General features: G+C 49.9%; 18 protein-coding genes and 1 other annotated feature. Of the genes, 4 read left to right on the forward strand and 14 right to left on the reverse strand.

From position 1 onward, the window contains the following. Positions 1 to 39 precede the first annotated feature (39 nt). The 6 genes from ACTNEN_RS07260 to hprK all read right to left on the reverse strand — a co-directional run bounded on the left by ACTNEN_RS07260 (position 40) and on the right by hprK (position 7,547). Positions 40 to 3,522, reverse strand: a complete 3,483-nt coding sequence (locus ACTNEN_RS07260; RefSeq protein ID WP_441205461.1) for a DNA polymerase III subunit alpha — start codon at positions 3,520 to 3,522, stop codon at positions 40 to 42. A gap of 162 nt (positions 3,523 to 3,684) precedes the next feature. Further along, complete coding sequence (locus ACTNEN_RS07265; protein WP_441205463.1) at positions 3,685 to 3,954, reverse strand: HPr family phosphocarrier protein; 270 nt, start codon at positions 3,952 to 3,954, stop codon at positions 3,685 to 3,687. 69 nt (positions 3,955 to 4,023) lie between these two features. Then, positions 4,024 to 4,695 carry a DNA-binding protein WhiA gene (gene whiA, locus ACTNEN_RS07270; protein ID WP_441205464.1) on the reverse strand — a complete coding sequence of 224 codons (672 nt, stop codon included), beginning with the start codon at positions 4,693 to 4,695 and terminating at the stop codon, positions 4,024 to 4,026. Between the two features lie 145 nt (positions 4,696 to 4,840). Further along, on the reverse strand, positions 4,841 to 5,677 hold the full coding sequence (gene rapZ / locus ACTNEN_RS07275; RefSeq protein ID WP_441205716.1) for an RNase adapter RapZ: 837 nt from the start codon (positions 5,675 to 5,677) through the stop codon (positions 4,841 to 4,843). A gap of 11 nt (positions 5,678 to 5,688) precedes the next feature. Further along, complete coding sequence (gene murB, locus ACTNEN_RS07280) at positions 5,689 to 6,573, reverse strand: UDP-N-acetylmuramate dehydrogenase (RefSeq protein WP_441205466.1); 885 nt, start codon at positions 6,571 to 6,573, stop codon at positions 5,689 to 5,691. A gap of 32 nt (positions 6,574 to 6,605) precedes the next feature. Further along, positions 6,606 to 7,547, reverse strand: coding sequence for an HPr(Ser) kinase/phosphatase (gene hprK / locus ACTNEN_RS07285; RefSeq protein ID WP_441205468.1), 942 nt, complete (start codon positions 7,545 to 7,547; stop codon positions 6,606 to 6,608). A 193-nt stretch (positions 7,548 to 7,740) separates the two neighbouring features. Between hprK and murI the strand changes: the two genes are divergently transcribed. From murI to smpB, 4 genes are all read left to right on the forward strand, one after another. Beyond that, complete coding sequence (gene murI, locus ACTNEN_RS07290; protein ID WP_441205469.1) at positions 7,741 to 8,538, forward strand: glutamate racemase; 798 nt, start codon at positions 7,741 to 7,743, stop codon at positions 8,536 to 8,538. Between the two features lie 94 nt (positions 8,539 to 8,632). Next, positions 8,633 to 8,860: a preprotein translocase subunit SecG gene (secG, locus tag ACTNEN_RS07295; protein WP_441205471.1), complete on the forward strand. Its 228-nt coding sequence runs from the start codon at positions 8,633 to 8,635 to the stop codon at positions 8,858 to 8,860. 108 nt (positions 8,861 to 8,968) lie between these two features. After that, positions 8,969 to 11,134 carry a ribonuclease R gene (gene rnr, locus ACTNEN_RS07300; protein WP_441205472.1) on the forward strand — a complete coding sequence of 722 codons (2,166 nt, stop codon included), beginning with the start codon at positions 8,969 to 8,971 and terminating at the stop codon, positions 11,132 to 11,134. An 18-nt stretch (positions 11,135 to 11,152) separates the two neighbouring features. Beyond that, positions 11,153 to 11,623 carry an SsrA-binding protein SmpB gene (gene smpB / locus ACTNEN_RS07305; RefSeq protein ID WP_441205474.1) on the forward strand — a complete coding sequence of 157 codons (471 nt, stop codon included), beginning with the start codon at positions 11,153 to 11,155 and terminating at the stop codon, positions 11,621 to 11,623. A 158-nt stretch (positions 11,624 to 11,781) separates the two neighbouring features. Here the strand turns inward: smpB and pheT are convergent, their stop codons facing one another. The 8 genes from pheT to hisD all read right to left on the reverse strand — a co-directional run bounded on the left by pheT (position 11,782) and on the right by hisD (position 21,130). Beyond that, complete coding sequence (gene pheT / locus ACTNEN_RS07310) at positions 11,782 to 14,211, reverse strand: phenylalanine--tRNA ligase subunit beta (protein ID WP_441205475.1); 2,430 nt, start codon at positions 14,209 to 14,211, stop codon at positions 11,782 to 11,784. A 26-nt stretch (positions 14,212 to 14,237) separates the two neighbouring features. Next, positions 14,238 to 15,263, reverse strand: coding sequence for a phenylalanine--tRNA ligase subunit alpha (gene pheS / locus ACTNEN_RS07315; protein ID WP_441205476.1), 1,026 nt, complete (start codon positions 15,261 to 15,263; stop codon positions 14,238 to 14,240). 91 nt (positions 15,264 to 15,354) lie between these two features. Further along, positions 15,355 to 15,604, reverse strand: a binding site (T-box leader). Between the two features lie 208 nt (positions 15,605 to 15,812). Next, positions 15,813 to 16,751: a histidinol-phosphatase gene (locus tag ACTNEN_RS07320; RefSeq protein ID WP_441205478.1), complete on the reverse strand. Its 939-nt coding sequence runs from the start codon at positions 16,749 to 16,751 to the stop codon at positions 15,813 to 15,815. Further along, positions 16,748 to 17,596, reverse strand: a complete 849-nt coding sequence (gene hisI / locus ACTNEN_RS07325) for a phosphoribosyl-AMP cyclohydrolase (RefSeq protein ID WP_441205480.1) — start codon at positions 17,594 to 17,596, stop codon at positions 16,748 to 16,750. The genes ACTNEN_RS07320 and hisI overlap by 4 nt, the downstream gene beginning before the upstream one ends. A gap of 96 nt (positions 17,597 to 17,692) precedes the next feature. After that, on the reverse strand, positions 17,693 to 18,451 hold the full coding sequence (gene hisF / locus ACTNEN_RS07330; protein ID WP_441205481.1) for an imidazole glycerol phosphate synthase subunit HisF: 759 nt from the start codon (positions 18,449 to 18,451) through the stop codon (positions 17,693 to 17,695). A 10-nt stretch (positions 18,452 to 18,461) separates the two neighbouring features. Next, complete coding sequence (gene hisA / locus ACTNEN_RS07335) at positions 18,462 to 19,178, reverse strand: 1-(5-phosphoribosyl)-5-[(5-phosphoribosylamino)methylideneamino]imidazole-4-carboxamide isomerase (RefSeq protein ID WP_441205483.1); 717 nt, start codon at positions 19,176 to 19,178, stop codon at positions 18,462 to 18,464. Positions 19,179 to 19,204: 26 nt separating this feature from the next. Beyond that, positions 19,205 to 19,813 carry an imidazole glycerol phosphate synthase subunit HisH gene (hisH, locus tag ACTNEN_RS07340; RefSeq protein ID WP_441205485.1) on the reverse strand — a complete coding sequence of 203 codons (609 nt, stop codon included), beginning with the start codon at positions 19,811 to 19,813 and terminating at the stop codon, positions 19,205 to 19,207. A gap of 3 nt (positions 19,814 to 19,816) precedes the next feature. Beyond that, complete coding sequence (gene hisD / locus ACTNEN_RS07345; protein WP_441205718.1) at positions 19,817 to 21,130, reverse strand: histidinol dehydrogenase; 1,314 nt, start codon at positions 21,128 to 21,130, stop codon at positions 19,817 to 19,819. Positions 21,131 to 21,151 lie beyond the last annotated feature (21 nt).

A 21,151-nucleotide genomic window follows, 5' to 3' on the forward strand; every position in this document is an offset into this window, starting at 1 on the left:
TGGGATTAAGAAATATTTAAACTGAGCTTTCATTTTAGTCTATCTTTGCACTTTTTTCAATACCTCCCAGGTGACTTTGACATTTTCTTCACCAAGTTGTATCTTGAGCGCCTCCATAAGTTCATCACTGATACGGACCGCTTCATCCTGACGGACATGCTTTACGGCTTTTTCCTGGCGAAGATAGACCATTACTCTGCTGCTGCCGGGATGCTCAAATAAAACATTCTCCGCCTGCTGCCATTTTGCCTTATACGTTTCCATCGTGTCAAACTGAAGCCACAGATTCCTGGGCACATCCTCAAAAGGAGTAATGCTTTCCGCGATCAGCTTGGCATCTGCATCATCGCCCTGAGAAACTCTGCCGCGGATCAGGATCTTACCATCTGTAACAAGCGCAGCTCTTGCGTCCTGATAGATCCTTGGAAATACCAGCACTTCAATCGTCCCCACCAGATCCTCCAGCATGAGAAACGCCATCTGCTCGTTTTTCTTGGTGGTTTTGGTACGTACATCTGTAATAAGTCCGCCTACCGTTACTCTCTGCCCGTCCGGAAGCTTCACCTGAGCAGTATCCGGATCCAGCCGGAAATCCGCGGTTGACGCTGTGCAGTTCCGGTTCATGAGCTCCCGGTACTGATCCAGCGGATGGCCGGAGAGATATACGCCAAGCGCATCTCTCTCAAACTGCAGAAGCTCCTCCTTAGGATATTCCTTAAGCTTCGGCATCCGTATCTTAAATTCCTGTGCCTCGGCATTATCCTCTCCCAGAAGATCCGCAAGGGTCATCTGCCCTGCCATGGAGTCCTTCTTTTCCTTGACTTTGTTTTCCAGAATCGTCGGCAGGATGGCAAATTTCTCTCTCCGGTTTCCACTGAAAGCATCCAGTGCTCCGGAAAGGATAAAATACTCGATGGCGCGGCGGTTAATATTCCGCTCCGATACTCTTACCACAAAATCCTCAAGGTCCCGGTATCTGCCATGCAGCTCCCGTTCCCTGATGATCTGCTCTGCCGCCGTGCGGCCGACACCCTTAACCGCAGAGAGACCGTAGCGTATCGCACCGTTGGAAACGGAAAACCCGACTTCTGCTTCATTCACATCCGGAGCAAGGATTGGGATTCCCATTTCCCGCACGTCCTCAATGTACTCTGCTGTCTTACTAATGTTGTCCATAAAGGAGGTCATTAGAGCCGCAAAAAACTCTGCCGGGTAATAGTACTTAAGATACGCCGTCTGATACGCCACAACTGCGTAGCAAGCCGCATGGGACTTGTTAAACGCATATTTTGCAAAGTCAATCATCTCATCATAGATATGATTGGCGGTTGCCTCGGAAATTCCCCTGGCAATGCATCCCGGGATCTGCTCCTCCGGATTTCCATAGACAAAGTTCTGGCGCTCCTTTTCCATGACTGCCGTTTTCTTTTTAGACATGGCACGGCGCACAAGATCGGATCTGCCCATGGAATAGCCTGCAAGATCCCGCACAATCTGCATGACCTGCTCCTGGTACACAATACAGCCATAGGTTGGCTTCAGGATCGGCTCCATCTCAGGGCAGTCATAGCTTACACGCTCCGGATGGCGTTTCCCGTCTATGTACTTTGGAATAAAGTCCATAGGGCCCGGTCGGTAAAGGGCAACGCCGGCAATGATGTCCTCAAGACAGGTAGGCTTCAGGTTTTTCATAAAGCTTGTCATGCCACCGGATTCTAACTGGAAAATGCCTGCAGTGTCTCCCTGGGAAATCATGTCATAGATATTTTTATCATCATAATTCAACGTCGCAGGATCCAATGTAACCCCGTAATTTTTCATTGCCGAACGACAGGCATCCTTTATAACGGTCAGTGTCCGGAGTCCCAGAAAATCCATCTTAAGGAGCCCGAGCTCCTCAATCGTTGTCATAGTAAACTGGGTGGTGATCGAACCATCCGAGGAGCGCGACAAGGGGACAAATTCCTCCACCGGTTTGGAGGAAATCACGACTCCCGCCGCATGCATGGAAGCATGTCTTGGCAGTCCCTCAAGGCGCTTGGACATGGTAATGATCCGGTGCGCATCCTCGTCATTGTCATACATCTTTTTAAGCTCCGGGCTCGTCTCCAGCGCCCTGTCCAGCGTTATGTTCAGTTCATTAGGCACAAGCTTTGCGAGCGTATCGCATTTGGCATACGGTACGTCCAGTACACGTCCGACATCCCGGATGACACCCTTTGCCGCAAGGGTTCCAAAGGTCACGATCTGCGAAACACAGTCCTTGCCGTATTTCCGGGTCACATAATCGATGACCTCCTGTCTCCGCTCATACTCAAAGTCCACGTCAATATCCGGCATGGTAACACGCTCCGGGTTAAGGAAACGTTCAAAGATCAACTGATACCGCATCGGGTCGATATCCGTGATACCGATGCAGTAGGCTACAATGGAGCCTGCCGCCGAGCCTCTGCCTGGACCGACCGCAATATCATGGGTTTTGGCATAATGGATATAGTCCCAGACAATCAGGAAATAATCGACAAAGCCCATGGAGCTGATCGTGTGGATTTCGTACTCCAGTCTCTCTCGATACTTCTCTCCCTCGCTTCCATAGCGCTCCTTCAGTCCCTGGTTACAAAGCTCCTCAAGGTATGAAAGTGAGGTATATCCCTCCGGCACCTCATATTTAGGCAGATGATAGTGTCCAAACTCGATTTCAACATTACAGCGTTCCGCGATTTTATGGGTATTGTCCAGCGCCTCCTCTGCATACGGAAATAGAGCCCGCATCTCCTCCTCGGACTTGATATAAAACTGCCCTCCGGGATACCGCATCCGGTCCTCATCGGCAACCTTTTTCCCTGTCTGCAGACACAGCAGTATGTCATGCGCCTCGGCATCTTCTTTATAGGTATAATGTATATCGTTTGTGGCGACGAGGGGGATTCCAGTCTCCTCGTGCAGCCTGAGCATCCCTGCATTCACCTTTTTCTGCTCCGGATATCCATGATCCTGAAGCTCAAGATAAAAATGCTCCGGTCCAAAAATCTCCTGATAACGCAGTGCCGCCTTTTTGGCTTCATCATACAGCCCTCTCGTAAGGTTTCTGGAAACCTCGCCCGCAAGACAGGCAGAGAGCGCAATAATCCCCTCATGGTACTGCCGGAGCAGGTCAAAGTCCACCCTTGGCTTATAATAAAAACCCTCCACAAAGCCCTTGGATACAATTTTCATCAGGTTCTGATATCCGGTATTATTCTCTGCCAGTAGTACAAGGTGATAGTATCGGTCCTCTCCCTTGCTTGTTTCCCTGTCAAAGCGTGAGCCGGGTGTGAGATAAATTTCACACCCGAGGATCGGGCGAATCCCCTGTTTTCTGGCTTCCTTGTAAAAATCAATGACGCCATACATAACGCCGTGATCTGTGATGGCAAGCGAATCCATCCCCAGCTCCTTGACTCTGGCGATCATCTCCGGGATCTTACCGGAGCCATCCAGCAGGCTGAAGCTGGTATGCGTATGCAAATGTGTAAAACTCATGTTCGGTTCTTCCCTATAAAAAATGGCGTCTGATTGCTCAGGCGCCTTCTGTTGTACATACAGTAAGGATCATAGATCCTCTCTCACTCTTATGCGGATTTCACTTTCCGGTGATTCCTCTTCCATGCAAAATTATGCAAAATACCTTTATGTAAATCCTTATTATGCAGATTCCTCAATGGTTCCTGCAAGATAGCCGGTAATGGCAGAGAGAGCCTCATCCTCATCATTACCATCGGCAGAAACATTAAGCTCCACTCCGTTGTTAAGTCCAAGAGCCATCATGCCCATAATGGACTTGGCATTAACCTTTCTTGTGCCAGATGCCATATAAATCCTGGAATTATATCTGCTTGCAATCTGCACAAGCATGGCAACCGGATGATCCTCCTGCTTTTTAGGCAGATTGACTGTAACATTTGTGTCCTTCATAACTTACGCCCTCCAATATCGTTCAGCCTGATAAAACTAGTTGAAACGTAAAGTAAAATGTAAAGTAAATTACTCCTCTGCGGTCTTGCTTCTAAGCTCCGCAGCAAGCCTGGCAAGCTTTCGCATCCTGTGATTGGCACCGCTTTTACCGATCGGGCTTTCGAGCCCTGCCGCTAGCTCCTCCAGGGAAGCGCCCGGATTACGGAGTCTTGCCTCCGCAATTTCCCTGAGACCGGGTTCCAGATTTTTGAACCCGAGCTTCTCCTGTATAAGCCTGATGTCCTCCGTCTGCCGGATGCTGGCACGCACGGTTCTGTTAATGTTGGCTGTTTCAAAATTAACCCGGCGATTTACGTTTTCACTGACTTCCTTCAGGATACGTACATTCTCAAAATCCATCAGCGCGCTGTGGGCACCTACAATGTTCAGTACATCTGAGATTTCAGACGCATCTTTAAGATAAACGATCGGGTGCTTGCCGCGTTCCGTTGTCTTAGGATGCAGACCGAAGGACTGAAGCCCGGCCATAATCTTCCCCACATCGTCCTGATTCTGACAGATAAACTCAAGATGATAATCCTTGTTGGGATCTGTTACAGAACCAGCTTCCAGAAATTTATCTCTCAGATATTTTCTAATATACGATTGTTCATTATCGACGCTTGTAATCTTATATTCTTTTCCGGTAACTGTAAAGTCCTTTTTAACAAGTTCGTCCTTCACTTTTCTGGAAAACGACATTTCAATCCTCTTTGTCTCACAATCGGATGCAGAAGTTCCTACACCTGTGCTGCTTTGCATGTATTATCCACGGCATATTTCACTCCGGAAAATATTGCTGATCAAGGTGGGCTTACTATATACACATGCCGGTTTACTTCTGCGATCATTTTTCAATATCTCTGTGATCAATGCGGAGACCATAGTCCGCGGTTTTTTTAAGCTCCTGAAAGAGCATCTCCGCGATGGTTACGCTGCGGTGATGACCTCCCGTACATCCGATCCCGATCACAAGCTGGTTTTTACCCTCCGAGATATAGTGCGGAATCAGGAAGCGAATCAGATCCAGGAGCTTAACCATAAATTCCGCTGCTACACCATCCTGACATACATATTTCTGCACCGGCTCCTCGAGTCCCGTATGATGCTTAAGCTCCGGTACATAATAAGGATTAGGCAGAAACCGGACATCAAATAAAAGGTCCGCATCCTCCGGAATCCCATATTTATAACCGAAGGACAGGATCGTCACCTGCAGGTTTTCATACTCGGCATTTTTTAAAAAGATATCCTGAAGCTGTGCTCTCAGCTCCTTGGTAAGGAGGTGCGACGTATCAATAATATAATCCGCCCGCTCCTTAAGCCATGACAGCACCGTACGCTCCTCCCGGATCCCGGTCTCGACTCTGCCATCCTTGGACAGCGGGTGGGCGCGTCTTGTCTCCTTAAACCGTTTCAGAAGCACATCATCCGCGGCATCCAGAAATAAAATCTCATATTCCACTCTGCCCTTGATGTCCCAGTCATCAAAAACCTCCTTGAGCATCGGAAGGTCCTTGCCGGAACGGATATCCACACCGAGCGCCGCTTTGCTGATCTCCGCATTTCCATCCGTAAGCAGCTCCGCAAACTTGCCGATCAGCGGGATTGGCAGATTGTCCACGCAGTAATATCCCATATCCTCAAGGGATTTCAGTGCAACCGTCTTACCGGCACCACTCATCCCTGTTACGATCAAAAGCTTCCCCACATCTTCACCTCCGGCGTAAGCTCCACGCCTGTATGCTCCAGAACCTTGGTACGGACCTTCTGTATCAGAGCATAGATATCGGAAGCCGTCGCGCTGCCTTCATTCACAATAAATCCGCAGTGCTTCTCCGATACCGCCGCACCGTTGTGCCGGTATCCCCGGAGCCCGCTCTCCTCAATCAGCTGCCCGGCAAAATGCCCCTCCGGCCGCTTAAAGGTGGAGCCCGCAGAAGCCTTATCCAGCGGCTGCTTCTCGGCACGCCTCCGCTGATACTCCTGCATCTCCTTTAAAATCTCCTCCGGGTCGCCTTTCCGGAGACGGAAGACCGCTGACAGCACAATCAGGCCCGACTCCGGGATGATGGAATGCCGGTATCCAAGCTCCAGCGCCTCCAGCGGAAGCGTTTTAACCTGTCCCTCCCGTGTGATCACTTCGCAGCTCTCCAGCACATCCCGCATCTCCGTACCGTACGCGCCGGCATTCATCGTAACCGCGCCGCCTACCGTGCCGGGGATCCCGCGCAGCGCCTCCATCCCCGCGAGTCCATGCTCGTAGGCATAGAGCGCTGTCCTCGAGAGAAGTGTCCCCGCCATTGCCTGGATGCGAATGCTTCCGTCTCTGCGGTCGTCGAGCAGCTCCAGTCCGTCAAGTCCCGACCGGAGCTCGATGACCACCCCCGGAACTCCTTCATCCGACACCAGCAGATTGGTGCCATTGCCGAGGATCCGGTAGGGAAGTTTCTCTTTATATAAAAAAACAATCAGTTTTTTAAGTTCATCTGCGTCCTCCGGAATCACATAAGCACTGGCAGGTCCTCCCACCCGGAAGCTTGTGTGATTTTTAAGAGGTTCGTTTTTCAGTACCTTCATGAGAAGTTAATCCTTGTATATTGATTTCCGGCTCAGTTGTCATATTTGCCGTTCATATTGGCCGTGACCCGGTCATACAGCACCTGTGCCGCGTTATAGCCCATTTTCTTGGCACGGTTGTTGACAGCAGCGCATTCCACGATAACCGCCACATTTCTACCCGGACGGATCGGGATTTCATAGCTTATAATCTTATTGCCAAGCAGCTCCGTATAATTATCCTTCAGTCCCAGACGGTCATACTCTTTATCCTTGGACCACTCCGCAAGCTTGATCACCATGTCGATATTCTGCGAGTCCTTGATGCACTCTACACCGAACATCTGGCGAATGTCAATGATCCCGATGCCCCGAAGCTCAATGAAGTTACGGGTAATATCCGGAGCAGAACCCACTAGGATGTCATCTGAAATCTTGCGGAGCTCCACAACATCGTCGGAAACAAGACGATGTCCTCTCTTTATAAGCTCAAGTGCCGCCTCTGACTTGCCGATGCCGGAGTCGCCCATGATCAGCACACCTTCTCCGTAAACATCCACCAGCACGCCGTGGACTGTAACCATCGGCGCCATCTTTTCCTTAAGCCAGCGGATGATTTCTCCTTCCAGCTCTGTCGTCGGTCTGTGAGAGGACAGCAGCGGAATCCCGGCCTCCTTGCATGCCGTTACCATACAGCTGTCCGGCTCGATGTCTCTTGCATAAATGATGCAGGGGATCGGATACTTGGTAATTTCCGCGTATCTCGCTCTCCGGTGCGGCCGGTCCATCGTCATAAGATACGCCGTTTCCACATTTCCGATAATCTGCACACGTTCCGAGTCAAACTGATCAAAAAAACCGGTGAGCTGTAGTGCCGGGCGGTTCACATCCGGGATGGTCATATATTTATGATCCGTATCAATTTCCGGTGTCAGATTTCTGAGATTCTCTTTTTTGATCAGCTCCGAAACACTGACCTTATCTGCATGCGTCATATCATTCCTCCAGGTTTTTATGATTTTTCACAATTTCCGATACAAAGCTCCATCGCCGTAGTACACGACGGACAGGTTTATTAAATAGTATATTTGCTGGAGGCGGAAATTGCAACGTCTTCTCCTCCATGCTATAATGCAGACAGTCTCTAAACGTGGTCTCGTTTTAAAAACGATGCCGGAGGAGTGCATTATGACAAAGGATTCACCCATCGGAGTCTTTGATTCCGGGGTCGGCGGCATCAGCGTCCTGCGGGTCATGCAGGAAACCATGCCCCATGAAAATTTTATATATTATGGTGACAGCGGCAATGCGCCATACGGCGAAAAAACGCCGGATCACATTCGCCGTCTCTCGGAAAATGTGATCCGTTTCCTGTTTCATAAGGAGGTAAAGGCTGTGGTTATCGCCTGTAATACAGCGACCTCTGCCGCTGCTGACTACCTCCGCGCAAAATACCCTGACCGGATTATCCTCGGTATGGAGCCAGCCGTAAAGCCGGCAGTACTGAAGTCTGGGAAACGCCATCCTGCGGTGCTGGTCATGGCGACTTCCTCCACTCTGCACGGAGAAAGGATGAAGCATCTGGTTTCTCTGCACGGGGAGGATGGAGATATTTATCCACTTGCGGCTCCGGGGATTGTGCGGCTTGTGGAGGCCGGCAAAAAGGACAGCCCGGAAATGCTGGAGTACTTATCTGAGATCCTCTCTCCCTACAGGAAGCATGCGGACGGATCGATCGGGACGCACATTGACAGTCTGGTACTGGGATGCACCCACTTTCCCTTTGTGGAAGAGCATATCAAGGAGGTGCTGGGATATCCTGTGGAGGTGTACAACGGAGCATACGGAACAGCGCGGGAGGCACTCCGCAGGCTCACGGAAGCCGGGCTTTTAAGTGACAGAGCAGCTCCCGGAGACGTCAAGCTGTATTCAAGCAGTACGGCTCCGGACCCGACCGCGCTTGAGCGCATGCTGCTTCTTTCATAAGATATACCTGCACTTTACCATTGCATATCCTTCATTTTTATGGTAGGATATGTAAGTCTATGATTATATCATGTGTGTAAGGTGGTGAATATTTATGAAAACCGCACTGGTTATTATATTTGTAATCATTGGAGTTGCTCTTTCCGCGATTATCCTGATGCAGGAGGGTAAGAGCCAGGGCCTTGGCGCCATTTCCGGCATGGCCGATACCTACTGGTCCAAGAACCGGTCCCGCTCCATGGAGGGAAATCTTGAGAAATTTACGAAGTTTGCTGCAGCAGCATTTTTTGTAGTTGCTCTTGTACTGGATGTGATCTGGTAATTTCGTCTGGTAAAATTTCCCGGATTTCATAATGATGTCAAAAAGCCTGCATACGAGTTTGTATGCAGGCTTTTTTTTAGGATTTCCACCGGAAAGTAAAAGGAATCTATGCAGCAGGAACAAAAAGAAAAGCTTAAAAAGCTCGTACTCGAGCTAATAAATGATAAAATCTATGTCCCCATGAAGACCAAAGAAATGGCAAGCCTCATCGGGATCCCCAAGGCGGAGCGCTCCACCTTGCAGGAAATACTGGATACGCTGGTAAGTGAGGGACAGATTGGCGTTTCGGTCAAGGGCCGCTACGGTAAAAAAGAGAGCTTTACAACCGTAGGGATCTTTCACGCGAACCTTCGGGGCTTTGGCTTTGTAACGATAGAAGGCCGGGATCAGGACGTCTTTATCCCGGCTGAGAACACAGCTCGCGCGCTGGATGGTGACAAGGTCCGGATCCTGATCACTAAGGAGGCCTCCGGACAATCCGCAGAAGGCAGAGTGACCCAGATCCTGGAGCATGCCAATAAGGAACTTGTCGGGATCTATCGTAAAAATAAAAATTTCGGCTTTGTCGAGCCGGATAATCAGAAAATTCTCACGGATATCTTTATCCCCCAGGGGAAGGATATGCGTGCTGTCAATGGACATAAGGTGATGGTCAGAATCGTAAATTATGGAGATGCCCATCATAAACCGGAGGGTATCATCACTGAGATCCTTGGTCACATCACGGATCCGGGTGTGGATATCCTCTCGATCATCCGCGCCTACGGTCTGCCGGAAACATTCCCGAAGGATATCATGGAGGCAGCCGCTTCCATCCCGGAAACGGTTCCGGCAGAGGCAATTGCCAGAAGATCCGCCCATGATTTCCGAAATCTCACGACCGTCACCATAGACGGTGAGGATGCCAAGGATCTGGATGACGCCATCAGCCTGGAGAAGGATCTGAAGACCGGATTTTACAGGCTGTATGTGCATATCGCGGATGTCTCGGAATATGTTAAGGAGCACACGCTGCTTGATCAGGAGGCTCTGAACCGGGGCACCTCCGTCTATCTTGTAGACCGTGTGATCCCGATGCTGCCGAGAGCCCTGTCCAACGGGATCTGCTCGCTCAATGAAGGCGAGGACCGGCTGACACTCTCCTGCATTATGGATATTGATCCTCAGGGCACCATTGTCGGTCACGAAATCTGCGAGAGCGTCATCCGCTCGGATAAGCGCATGAGCTACTCCGGCGTGCATGCGGTCTTGAATGACACAGAATTAAATAATGGCGAGGATAAGACGTCCTATCTTCCTTTCCGGGACCTTCTTTTCCGGATGAGGGAGCTTGCGGAGCTTCTCAGAAAAAAGCGGTACGCAAGAGGAGGTATTGACTTTGATTTTCCGGAGTCCAAAATCGAGCTGGACGAACGCGGACATGTTGTCAAGATTTATCCCTACAGCCGCAATGAGTCCAACATGCTGATCGAGGATTTTATGCTGGCAGCCAATGAAACGGTTGCCGAGGATTATTTCTGGCAGCAGCTTCCGTTTTTATACCGGGTGCATGAAAAGCCGGATCCTGAGAAATTACGGCAGCTGGAGCTCATGGTGGAGAACTTTGGGCATGTCATCCATCATAAGGGAGACGAGGTGCATCCCAAGGAAATCCAGAAGCTTCTGGATTCCATCGTGGGTACACCGGAAGAAGCCGTCATTCAGACCATGACGCTGAGATCCATGAAGCAGGCACGGTACTCTACGGAAAACAGCGGGCATTTCGGTCTTGCCGCAAAATACTATACGCACTTTACTTCCCCGATCCGACGGTATCCGGATCTGCAGATCCACAGGATCATAAAGGAGAATCTCCGGGGCGGGCTCCGTCCGCGGCGGATCGAGCATTACCGGGAGCTGCTTCCGGGTGTTGCGGACCGCTCCTCCACTCTGGAGCGCCGTGCCGATGAAGCAGAGAGGGAAACCAATAAATTAAAGAAATGCGAATACATCCAGCATCATATCGGCGAGGAATTTACCGGAATCATCTCGGGAATTACAAATTACGGCATCTATGTCGAGCTTCCCAATACGGTGGAAGGCATGGTGGCTCTCCGATTGATGGATTCGGATTTCTATACATTCCATCCGGATAAATATGAGCTTGTGGGAGAACGTACCGGAAAGGTCTATCGCCTGGGAGATACCGTCCGGATTTCCGTGATGAATGCAGACCGCCTGACACGTACCATTGACTTTATGCTGGTTCCGGACTGGAAGCAGGATTTAACTTGATATACGGAGGTAACCAAGATGGCTGAGGAAGGGATCAAACTGATTGCCAATAACAAAAAAGCCTACCATGATTATTTTGTGGATCAGACCTATGAATGCGGCATCGAGCTTGCCGGCACAGAGGTAAAGTCTCTGCGCCTTGGACAGTGCTCCATAAAAGAGGCCTGGTGCCAGATCAAAAACGGTCAGGTGTATATCTATGGCATGCATATCAATCCTTATGAAAAAGGCAATATTTTTAACCGGGATGCGCTCCGCGACCGGAAGCTCTTACTGCATCGGGTGGAAATCAATAAAATCGCCGGCAAAATGCAGGAACCGGGGATCGCGCTCATTCCCCTCAGAGTCTATTTTAAACGCAGTCTCGTCAAGGTGGAAATCGGTCTCTGCCGGGGCAAAAAGCTGTATGATAAACGAGATGATATGAAAAAGAAAGCGATCCGGAGAGATCTGGAAAAAGAATTTAAAAAGACCAATATCCGCGTCTGAGACGCGCAGGATAACATAATAAAAAATGAAGCGGGGCTATTGCGAGAGCACTTTTAGTGCCAGCGATAGTCCCGCTTCTATATTGGCTGTTTCACCTATATTTGTTCCGCCTGCATTTACATCATATCGGACAATGCAGTGTCAAAATTCTATCCTGATCAGGAGCGAAGCTTGATATCGAGTTGCTCAAGACCATTCAGGATCTTCTTAACGGTTCCGTTAATCTCATCCTCTGTCAAGGTATGATCCTGTGCACGAAGTGTAACTGTATATGCCATGGACTTAAAGCCAGCGAGCACCTGTGCTCCCACATAAACATCAAACAGCTTGACACTCTCAAGAAGCTTCCCGGACCGCTGCACCAGCATATCCTCAATCTCTCCAGCTGTCACTGACATCGGCACCAGCATAGAGAAGTCACGGGAAACTGCCGGGAACTTGGCAAGCGGAGTATACTTAATGTTGTCGTTTACATACGGATAAACCGAAGGCATGTCAACAACAGCAACATACGCCTTCTCTCCAATGCCGTAATTATCCAGGACATCCGGATGAACCTCGCCGAGATAACCAATCACCTTGCCGTCATAAAGGATATTTGCCTTCCGGCCCGGATGCAAAAATGGCTTGTTGCATGCTGCATCATAGTGGAATCTGCCCTTCAGTCCGAGCTGGTTCAGGATCACCTCCACATCGCCCTTCATACTAAAGAAATCGCTCTCCCCGATTGCTCCGAGCGTAAGCTGCATCCGTTCATCCGGAAGCTCTGTAAGCGGCAGTGCCTTGGGCAGGTAAATATTGGCCATCTCGTAGAGCTTCGCGACTTTGTTTCGACGGTTGTAGTTTGTACTGAGAGATGTCAGCATTCCATTCATAGAGGAAGTACGCATCACGGAGAAATCCTCTCCCAGCGGATTGGAAATTGTAATGTATTGCTTCTCCAGTGCATCGTCAGCAAATTTCAGCTTGTCATACACCTTGGGCGACTCAAAGGAATACATAAAGGCCTGAGAGTACCCGAGTGCCTGTGCGTAATGACGCACGCGTTCATTCACAAGCAGATCCGGTGCGAGTCCGCCGACATTGTCGGTATTGGCAGGCAGTGTCATCGGAATGTTTGCATAGCCATAGAATCTCGCAACCTCCTCTGCAATGTCACACATCCTGTGGATGTCCTGACGGAAGGTCGGCGCTGTTACCGTAAGCTCATCTCCGTTAACCTCTGTAGAAAGCTCTACCCTTTCAAGATATGCCTTAATCTCCTCCGGAGTAAACTCTGTACCCAGCAGATTGTTGATCTCGGTTGCAGTGCACTTAACCACGGACGGTTCCCGCTTTACCGGATAGACGTCGATCATGCCACCTACAACTTCACCGGCATGAAGCTGCTCAATCAGTGCGCATGCCCGGTTAATCGCTGCTTCCGCAAGATTCGGATCGAGACCCTTTTCAAAATATGCCGACGCATCCGTACGGTCACCCACCTTACGGGCGCTCAGGCGAATGTTGGTGCCGTCAAAGGTTGCCGCTTCAAACACCATGGTCCTGACATCATCCGTAATCTTGGAGTTCTGTCCGCCCATGATACCGGCAATACCGATGGGTCCCTCGGCATCATTAATCATCAGTACCGTATGGTCAAGCTTCCGTACCTGCTGATCCAGCGTTTCAAAACTGTCTCCATCCTCGGCACACTTTACAATGATCTTATGTCCACGGATCAGGTCATAGTCATAGCTGTGCATCGGCTGACCATACTCCAGCATCACATAATTTGTAATATCAACAATATTATTAATCGGACGGATACCGGCAGAGGCGAGACGGATCTGCATCCATTTCGGAGACGGCGCCAAATGGATGTTCTTTACCATACGTGCGGTATAACGCGGGCAGAGCTCCGGATCCAGTACCGAAACGTCCAGATAGTCATGGATGTCCTCACCATTACCGGATTTTTCCTCTCTCGGCATATGGAAGGTCTTGCCAAAGGTTGCCGCTGCTTCTCTCGCAATGCCCAGTACACTGTAGCAGTCTACACGATTGGATGTGATCTCATACTCATGGATCGCATCATTAAGCCCGAGCAGAGCAGGCGCATCCTGTCCGACAGCTGTCCCCTCCGGAAAAATATACAGTCCCGATTCCGGCGCCTCCGGATAGAACTCTCTGGAGGAACCGAGCTCCTCAATCGAGCACATCATACCATTGGACGGAACCCCGCGCAGTGCACCGGCATGGATCGTAATGCCATCCTCCGGCAGTGGTCCACCATCATGTCCTCCGGCAACCTTACCGCCATCCAGTACAACCGGCACCACATCTCCAACCTTCATGTTGCTTGCACCGGTCACAATCTGTATCGGAGCCTCCTTACCGATATCCACCTGACAGATCACAAGATGATTTGCATCCGGATGCGGTTCAATTGACTTGATCTTGCCGGTGACGATCTTATCCAGGTTTTTGTTTAAAATTGTGCAGGTCTCTACCTTGGTTCCGCTCAGCGTCATGGCGTCTGTCCACTCCTTGGGAGTGCAGTCAAGCTCCGGCACATACTCCTTGATCCAGTTCATTGATGTATTCATAATAAAGTTTCCCCTCTCTTATCCGATCAGAACTGCTCCAGGAAACGGGTGTCGTTTTCATAAAGCAGACGCATGTCGTCAATTTCATACTTAAGAAGCGCGATTCTCTCAAGACCTACCCCAAAGGCAAAACCGCTGTACTGCTTCGGATCAATACCACACATCTCAAGCACATGGGGATGTACCATACCGCATCCCAGGATCTCGATCCAGCCCTCACCCTTGCAGAACCGGCAGCCCTTACCGCCGCACTTAAAGCAGCTTACATCCACTTCTGCAGAAGGCTCCGTAAACGGGAAATGATGCGGGCGCAGCTTCGTCTTGGTTTCCGGTCCAAACAGCTCCTTGGCAAATTTATCAAGCGTACCTTTTAAATCTGCAAATGTAACATGCTTGTCTATCACAAGTCCCTCAATCTGATGGAAGGACGGTGAATGCGTCGCATCCACAGCATCCGAACGGAATACACGTCCCGGACAAATCATACGGATTGGAAGCTTGCCCTGCTCCATGACTCTCGCCTGCACAGAAGAGGTCTGGGTTCTCAGGAGGATGCTGTCATTAATATAGAAGGTATCCTGCTCATCTCTCGCCGGATGTCCCTTGGGAATGTTTAGCTTCTCAAAGTTGTATTCATCATACTCAACCTCCGGACCTTCCACGACCTCATATCCCATACCGACAAAGATTCGCTCGACTTCTTCCAGCGCGCGGGTATTGGGATGCGCATGCCCATACTGCATCTTTTTGGCAGGAAGTGTCACATCAATCGTTTCGGCAGCCATCTTGGCTTCTCTTGCCTTTGCCTCCAGCTCCGCCATATGTGTCTCGATTGCGCTCTCCACCTCTGCACGTACAGTATTGACCATCTGTCCGAATTTCGGTTTCTCTTCAGGTGAAAGGTCCTTCATAGATTTGAGAAGCGCGGTAATTTCACCTTTCTTTCCAAGAAATTTGACTCTTAAATCATTAAGCGTCCTGGCATCCTGTGCTTTCTGAATGCTTTCCTCGGCAAGCTGCCGAAGCTCCTGCAACTTTTCACTGTTTACCATAATCCATCTCCTTACGTCGCTCCTGCCAGGGTCGCAGAATCGAAACATATATTTTTACTGTCAACAAAAAGTCCCTGCAAGTCCTAAGACTCACAGGGACGAATCATCGCGGTACCACCCTTGTTCCTGTATCACAAAGGATACAGACACTCTTCGGCTTAACGCGCTCGGACGTTCCGGACTACTGCCTAAAATCAACATTAACAATCGAACTATGGTTCATCCGGACAACTCCAGTGGGAAAATTCGTATCAGAGATTTCTCAAACCGCTCTCAGCGCCTCACGGTTTTTCTCTCCCGGGAAATACATCTGACCTACTGTACACCTTCATCGTCTTTTTAATTCATTATGATTATATGCGGTTTATACCAGGTCTTATATGCAAGTTAGATCCTATGTATTTGAAAATCCAACGCATTCACTTGATCTTATATATAAACTGCTATCAAGCTTATTACTTCATGCACGGAAAGTCAAGTGCTCTTTCGGTCTATGCTTGACAAATGTCGGTTAGGCAATTTTTAACCCTGAATTTACTTCTGATCCGTCTAAAGCTCGATTTCCTTCCAGTATAGCGGACCGCTCACGACTCCCTGCCCAAGGGCACGGCTGTTTAACGCAGGTTTCCCGCTGAACTCCCGGGTGAGGACATTCACATGACGGAAGCCGCAGGCTTTGATTTCATGGAGGGAGAAATCAAAGCCACCATCCAGCTTTTCCATCTGATGCGCATCCGAGCTAAGCAGAACTTCGCCGCCCATTTCCGAGAGCGCCTTTAGAAGCTCTGTCCTTGGATACGGCTCCCGCTTTCTACCACGATTGACAGCGCCTAAATTAATTTCAAATGGGATGCCATAAGCAACAAGACTTTGCATGGCATCCATGGCAGGCTGCAGATATCTCCCGGAGCGTTCATCCAGGAAATGTCCTCCCTCCTCCGGACTCAGATCATTAAAGCGTGTGATCAGATCAAAATGGCCGATAAACGTAGGTTTAAGCCGCTTCGCCACCTCTGCCTCAAAACGGTAATAATCCTGCGACATGGCATAGTAGTCCCCATCATAGTATCGTTCACAGCCGGACTTTAAGACATCAGGCGATGCATCCACGCAGATGATCTGATCTCCATTGATTCCGTCTTCACAGATTTCGTCAAGTCCAAAGGTCCGGTTCCAGATTTCACTCCCCGGGATCGGGATAAAGTGGGTCGATCCGATCGCATACTCTACCGCAGGGGCGCACTCCGCACCGGTAACATTGTCAAGCTCCACCCCTCTCAGAATTTCAAGGCGTCCCTGGTATTTGTCCTGCAGCCTGCAGATTTCCGCCTCATATTGAGGAAAGTCCATCGAAACGCCCGGATCCATGTGTCCGGAAAATCCAAGATGCCGGAAGCCCTTGCGAAGTGCCATCTCAACAACCTGCTCCGGCGTATCTCTGCCATCACAGAAGGATGTATGCGTGTGATAATTCCCTTTAATTGTCATGACACCTCCGCCTTAAGAGCTTTGCAGATCCTCTGATAGTGAAGAAACGCATGCTGCTGATTCATTTCGGTGATTTCCTGAATCGTTGCAAGCTTTACATCAATTGCTTCCGACTTCTGCAGCGTGACATCCTTAAGCGTAAAAGGAAAACGGAAATGATAAATATCCACGAAATAATTGTCGCCTCTTGCGAGATCCTCGTTGACATAGCTGTATACCGGTGCCTGATGCATCCCGGATATGTCAAGTCCGGTCTCCTCGGAAACTTCCCTGACAACCGCCGTAAAGGAATCCTCTCCGGCATCGGCGCCTCCGCCGGGGATTTCCCAGGAACCGGCAGCCCACTTTTTATCAAGCGCTCTCCTGGTCACAAGGATCCTCCCGGCAGCATCCTCGAGGATTGCGAGTACATAAAGCATATACTCGCCCTTTTTCAGAAAATACTGTTTCCTCGGAACAGTCCGACCGGTACGCTTCCGGTTGGCATCATAAACATCAATCATTTCCGGCCAGGTTTTTACAAGTGATGCATCAAAGCAGCTGTCCGTGCCGCGGTGACAGGCAGGTCCATCCTTCCGCACCAAAGCAAGGATCGCGTCACAGTCACAGTCCGCCTCCATCCTGACAATATGCTGGTAATTTCCCGATGTTTCGCCCTTAAGCCAGAGCTCCTTACGCGAACGTGACCAGAAACATGTAAGTCCCTTCTCCAGCGTAATGGCAAGCGACTCGCGGTTCATATACGCAAGCGTCAGTACCCGCTTCGTCTCATAATCCTGCACGATACACGGTACCAGACCCTTGTCGTCAAAACGGATTCTGGCAATGTCAAAAGCTTCTTCCATAAGTATACTCCCCTTACTTTCCTCATTCCATCCTAATTAAGCTGTTACAGTATACCGCAAATCACAGGAAATATATTGCGTATATCATGTATTTTGTCAGATACGCACCGGAATCCCCTCATCCATGAGACGAGCCTTAAGATCCTGGATCCGGACCTCACCGAAATGGAAAATACTTGCGGCAAGACCTGCAGAAATCTCCGGTACCTCCCGGAACAGTGTCACAAAATCCTCTATGGAGCCAGCACCTCCGGAGGCAATGACCGGAACCTTGACAATGGCATTCACAGCCTTGAGCATCTCAAGGTCAAAGCCCTGCTTTACACCATCCGTATCAATGGAATTAAGCACCACCTCTCCGGCTCCATGCATAACACCATCGCGGATCCAGTCGAGTGCGTCGATGCCGGTGTCGATTCGTCCGCCATTACGGAAAACATGATAAGCTCCATCGACCCGCTTTGCATCCACCGAGAGTACCACGCACTGATTTCCATACTTCTCTGCCGCCGCAGGGATCAGCTCCGGATGCAGGATGGCGCCGGAATTAACAGATACCTTATCTGCGCCACATTTTAATACCCGGTCAAAATCCTCCAGTGTATTGATGCCACCACCAACCGTAAGCGGAATAAAGATCCGGGATGCCACCTCAGTCAGGATATCCGTAAACAGCTTTCTACCTTCAAATGATGCAGTGATGTCATAGAATACAAGCTCATCCGCGCTGGCATCCGAATAGTACTGTCCCAGTTCTACCGGGCTGGAAATATCCTTTAGCCCCGTAAAATTGACGCCCTTGACAACTCTTCCGTCCCGGACATCAAGACATGGAATGATACGTTTTGTAATCATACGCTCTCCTTTACTCTTTTACCAGTGCCAGTGCATCCTCCAGCGACACCGCGCCGGTGTACATTGCCTTACCAAGGATGGCTCCATAAAGCTGCATGTCTCTTAGCGCCTTTAATTCCGCAAGACTTGAAATTCCTCCGGATGCTGTAATATTGAGTCCTGTAAGTTTTGCGAGCTCCTTATACAATGGGAGATTGGTTCCCTGCATGGCGCCATCTCTGGAGATATCCGTCACAATTGCCGTGCGCACGCCCAGTGTTTCCAGATGACGAAGAAACTCCATCATATCCACATCCAGAATTTCAAGCCAGCCCTTGACCGCCACCTTGCCGTTTCTGGCATCTACGCCTACTGCCACCTTGTCGCCAAACTCACGAAGCGCATCCTTAAGAAATGCCTCATCCGTCACCGCCTTTGTGCCAAGGATCACACGGGCTACGCCTGCCTCAAGATACCGCTGCATCGTATCGAGGGAACGGATACCACCTCCGATTTCCACGTTAAGACCGGTTCCCTGACAGATGCTCTTTACCACATCAAAGTTCGGCGTGGTGCCATCCTTCGCGCCCTCCAGATCCACAAGATGAAGCCACTTTCCTCCCAACGCTTCTATTTTTTCCGCCGTTTCCAGTGGATGCTCCGAATACACCGTCATCTGCTTGTAATCGCCCTTCACGAGGCGCACTACCTTTTTATCATATAAATCAATCGCAGGAAAAATCTGCATAGGGCTCTCCTTTTTATTTTATGGGATCACAGCGAGGCAAAGTTCTTTAAAATCCTGAGGCCGGCTTCTCCACTTTTTTCCGGATGGAACTGCGTACCAAAGACATTCTCATGCTGTACTGCCGCTGTGACCGGAATCCCGTACTCTGCCGTAGCCACAAGATCCGCATCGCAGTGAAATGCTGCGTAGGAATGCACAAAATAAACGTATGCGCCCTCGTTAAGCCCCTGGAACAACGGACACTCCTTTACAAAATGAAGTGCATTCCAGCCCATGTGCGGGATATCCAGATTTTCCGGGATTCTGCCTGCAAGCGGCAGCACATCCCCTTTTACAAGTCCAAGTCCCTGATGGCTGCCATACTCCTCCGAGCGGTCAAACAAAAGCTGCATGCCGAGGCAGATCCCGAGGAAAGGCTTCCCGGTCGCAGCCTGCTCCTTGACAAAATCCAGAAGCTCCAGTTCCTGAAGCTTCTCTACCGCATCGCCAAATGCACCAACCCCTGGAAGGATCACGCGTTCCGCACTGCGGATCTTGTCCTTGTCACGGGTGACAAGCGCATCCTGCCCGATCGCCTTTAACGAGCTTTTAAGTGAAAAAAGATTGCCGACACCGTAGTCAATGATTGCGATCATAGCTTACCTCCCGGATGAATCCCTGGAATCTATGGAATCTCTGTCTTCCTTGCCAAATCGGATGTCCACGGCTCTTGCATGCGCGGTGAGTCCCTCTTTCCTGGCAAAGAAGGATACCTTGTCATAGTCTCTTGCCAGTGCATCTTTCGTAAAATAGCTGTACTGCATCTTTTTTACAAAGTCATCTACGGACAAAGGACTATAAAATCTTGCGGTGCCTGAAGTTGGAAGTGTATGATTCGGTCCTGCAAAATAGTCTCCCATCGGCTCCGGATTGAAGCGTCCCAGGAAAACAGAGCCTGCATTACGGATCAGTCCAAGATAATCAAACGGCTGATCTACGCAGATTTCCAAATGCTCCGGCGCGATCCGGTTGGCAGCATCCACACCCTCACGGAGATCATGTGCGACAATAATCTTACCGTTTTGGTCAATGGAGGTTCTGGCGATTTCCTCCCGGGCAAGCGTTTTAAGCTGACGCTCGATCTCTGTCTGCACCTTTTCTGCCAGCTCCATGGAGTCCGTAACCAGTACAGCAGACGCATTTTTATCATGCTCCGCCTGTGACAAAAGATCTGCCGCCACATACGCAGGATCTGACTTTCCATCCGCGAGCACAAGCACCTCGGACGGTCCGGCAATCATATCAATATTTACCTGTCCAAACACCTGCTTTTTGGCTTCCGCAACAAATGCATTGCCGGGACCTACGATTTTATCTACTCTTGGAATCGACTTGGTGCCATACGCGAGTGCTGCAATCGCCTGCGCACCTCCAACCTTATAAATCCTGCCAACTCCGGCAACATGTGCAGCCGCGAGGATATAGGGATTGACCGTACCTTCCCGGGACGGCGGTGTCACCATGACAATCTCCTGAACTCCTGCGATTTTAGCCGGAATCGCATCCATCAAAACGGTGGATGGATATGCTGCCGTGCCGCCCGGAACATAGAGTCCGACCTTATCCAACGGAATGACCCTCTGCCCGAGCACGACGCCTTCCTTTTCTGTCATGATAAAGCTCTGCCGAACCTGCTTCTCATGAAAAGCACGGATATTATCGGCAGCCTCCTCCAGGATCTTGATAAACTCCGGCTCCACTTTGCCGATTGCCGACTGGATTTCATCCTCCGTCACTCTGAAGTCCTGAAGCTCCACATGATCAAACTTTTGTGAATACTCCTTAAGCGCGGCATCCCCGTCTGCCCTGACATGTGCAATAATCTCCGAGACAATGCCCTCCACATGCGAGGTTGGCTCCTGTCTTGAAAAAATATCCTCATCCTTAATCTTACCCATTTCAAAAATTCTGATCATTGGATTATCTCCTTTTAA

It is taken from the genome of Oribacterium sp. HCP28S3_H8 (assembly GCF_052064775.1).
Taxonomy (GTDB): domain Bacteria; phylum Bacillota; class Clostridia; order Lachnospirales; family Lachnospiraceae; genus Oribacterium.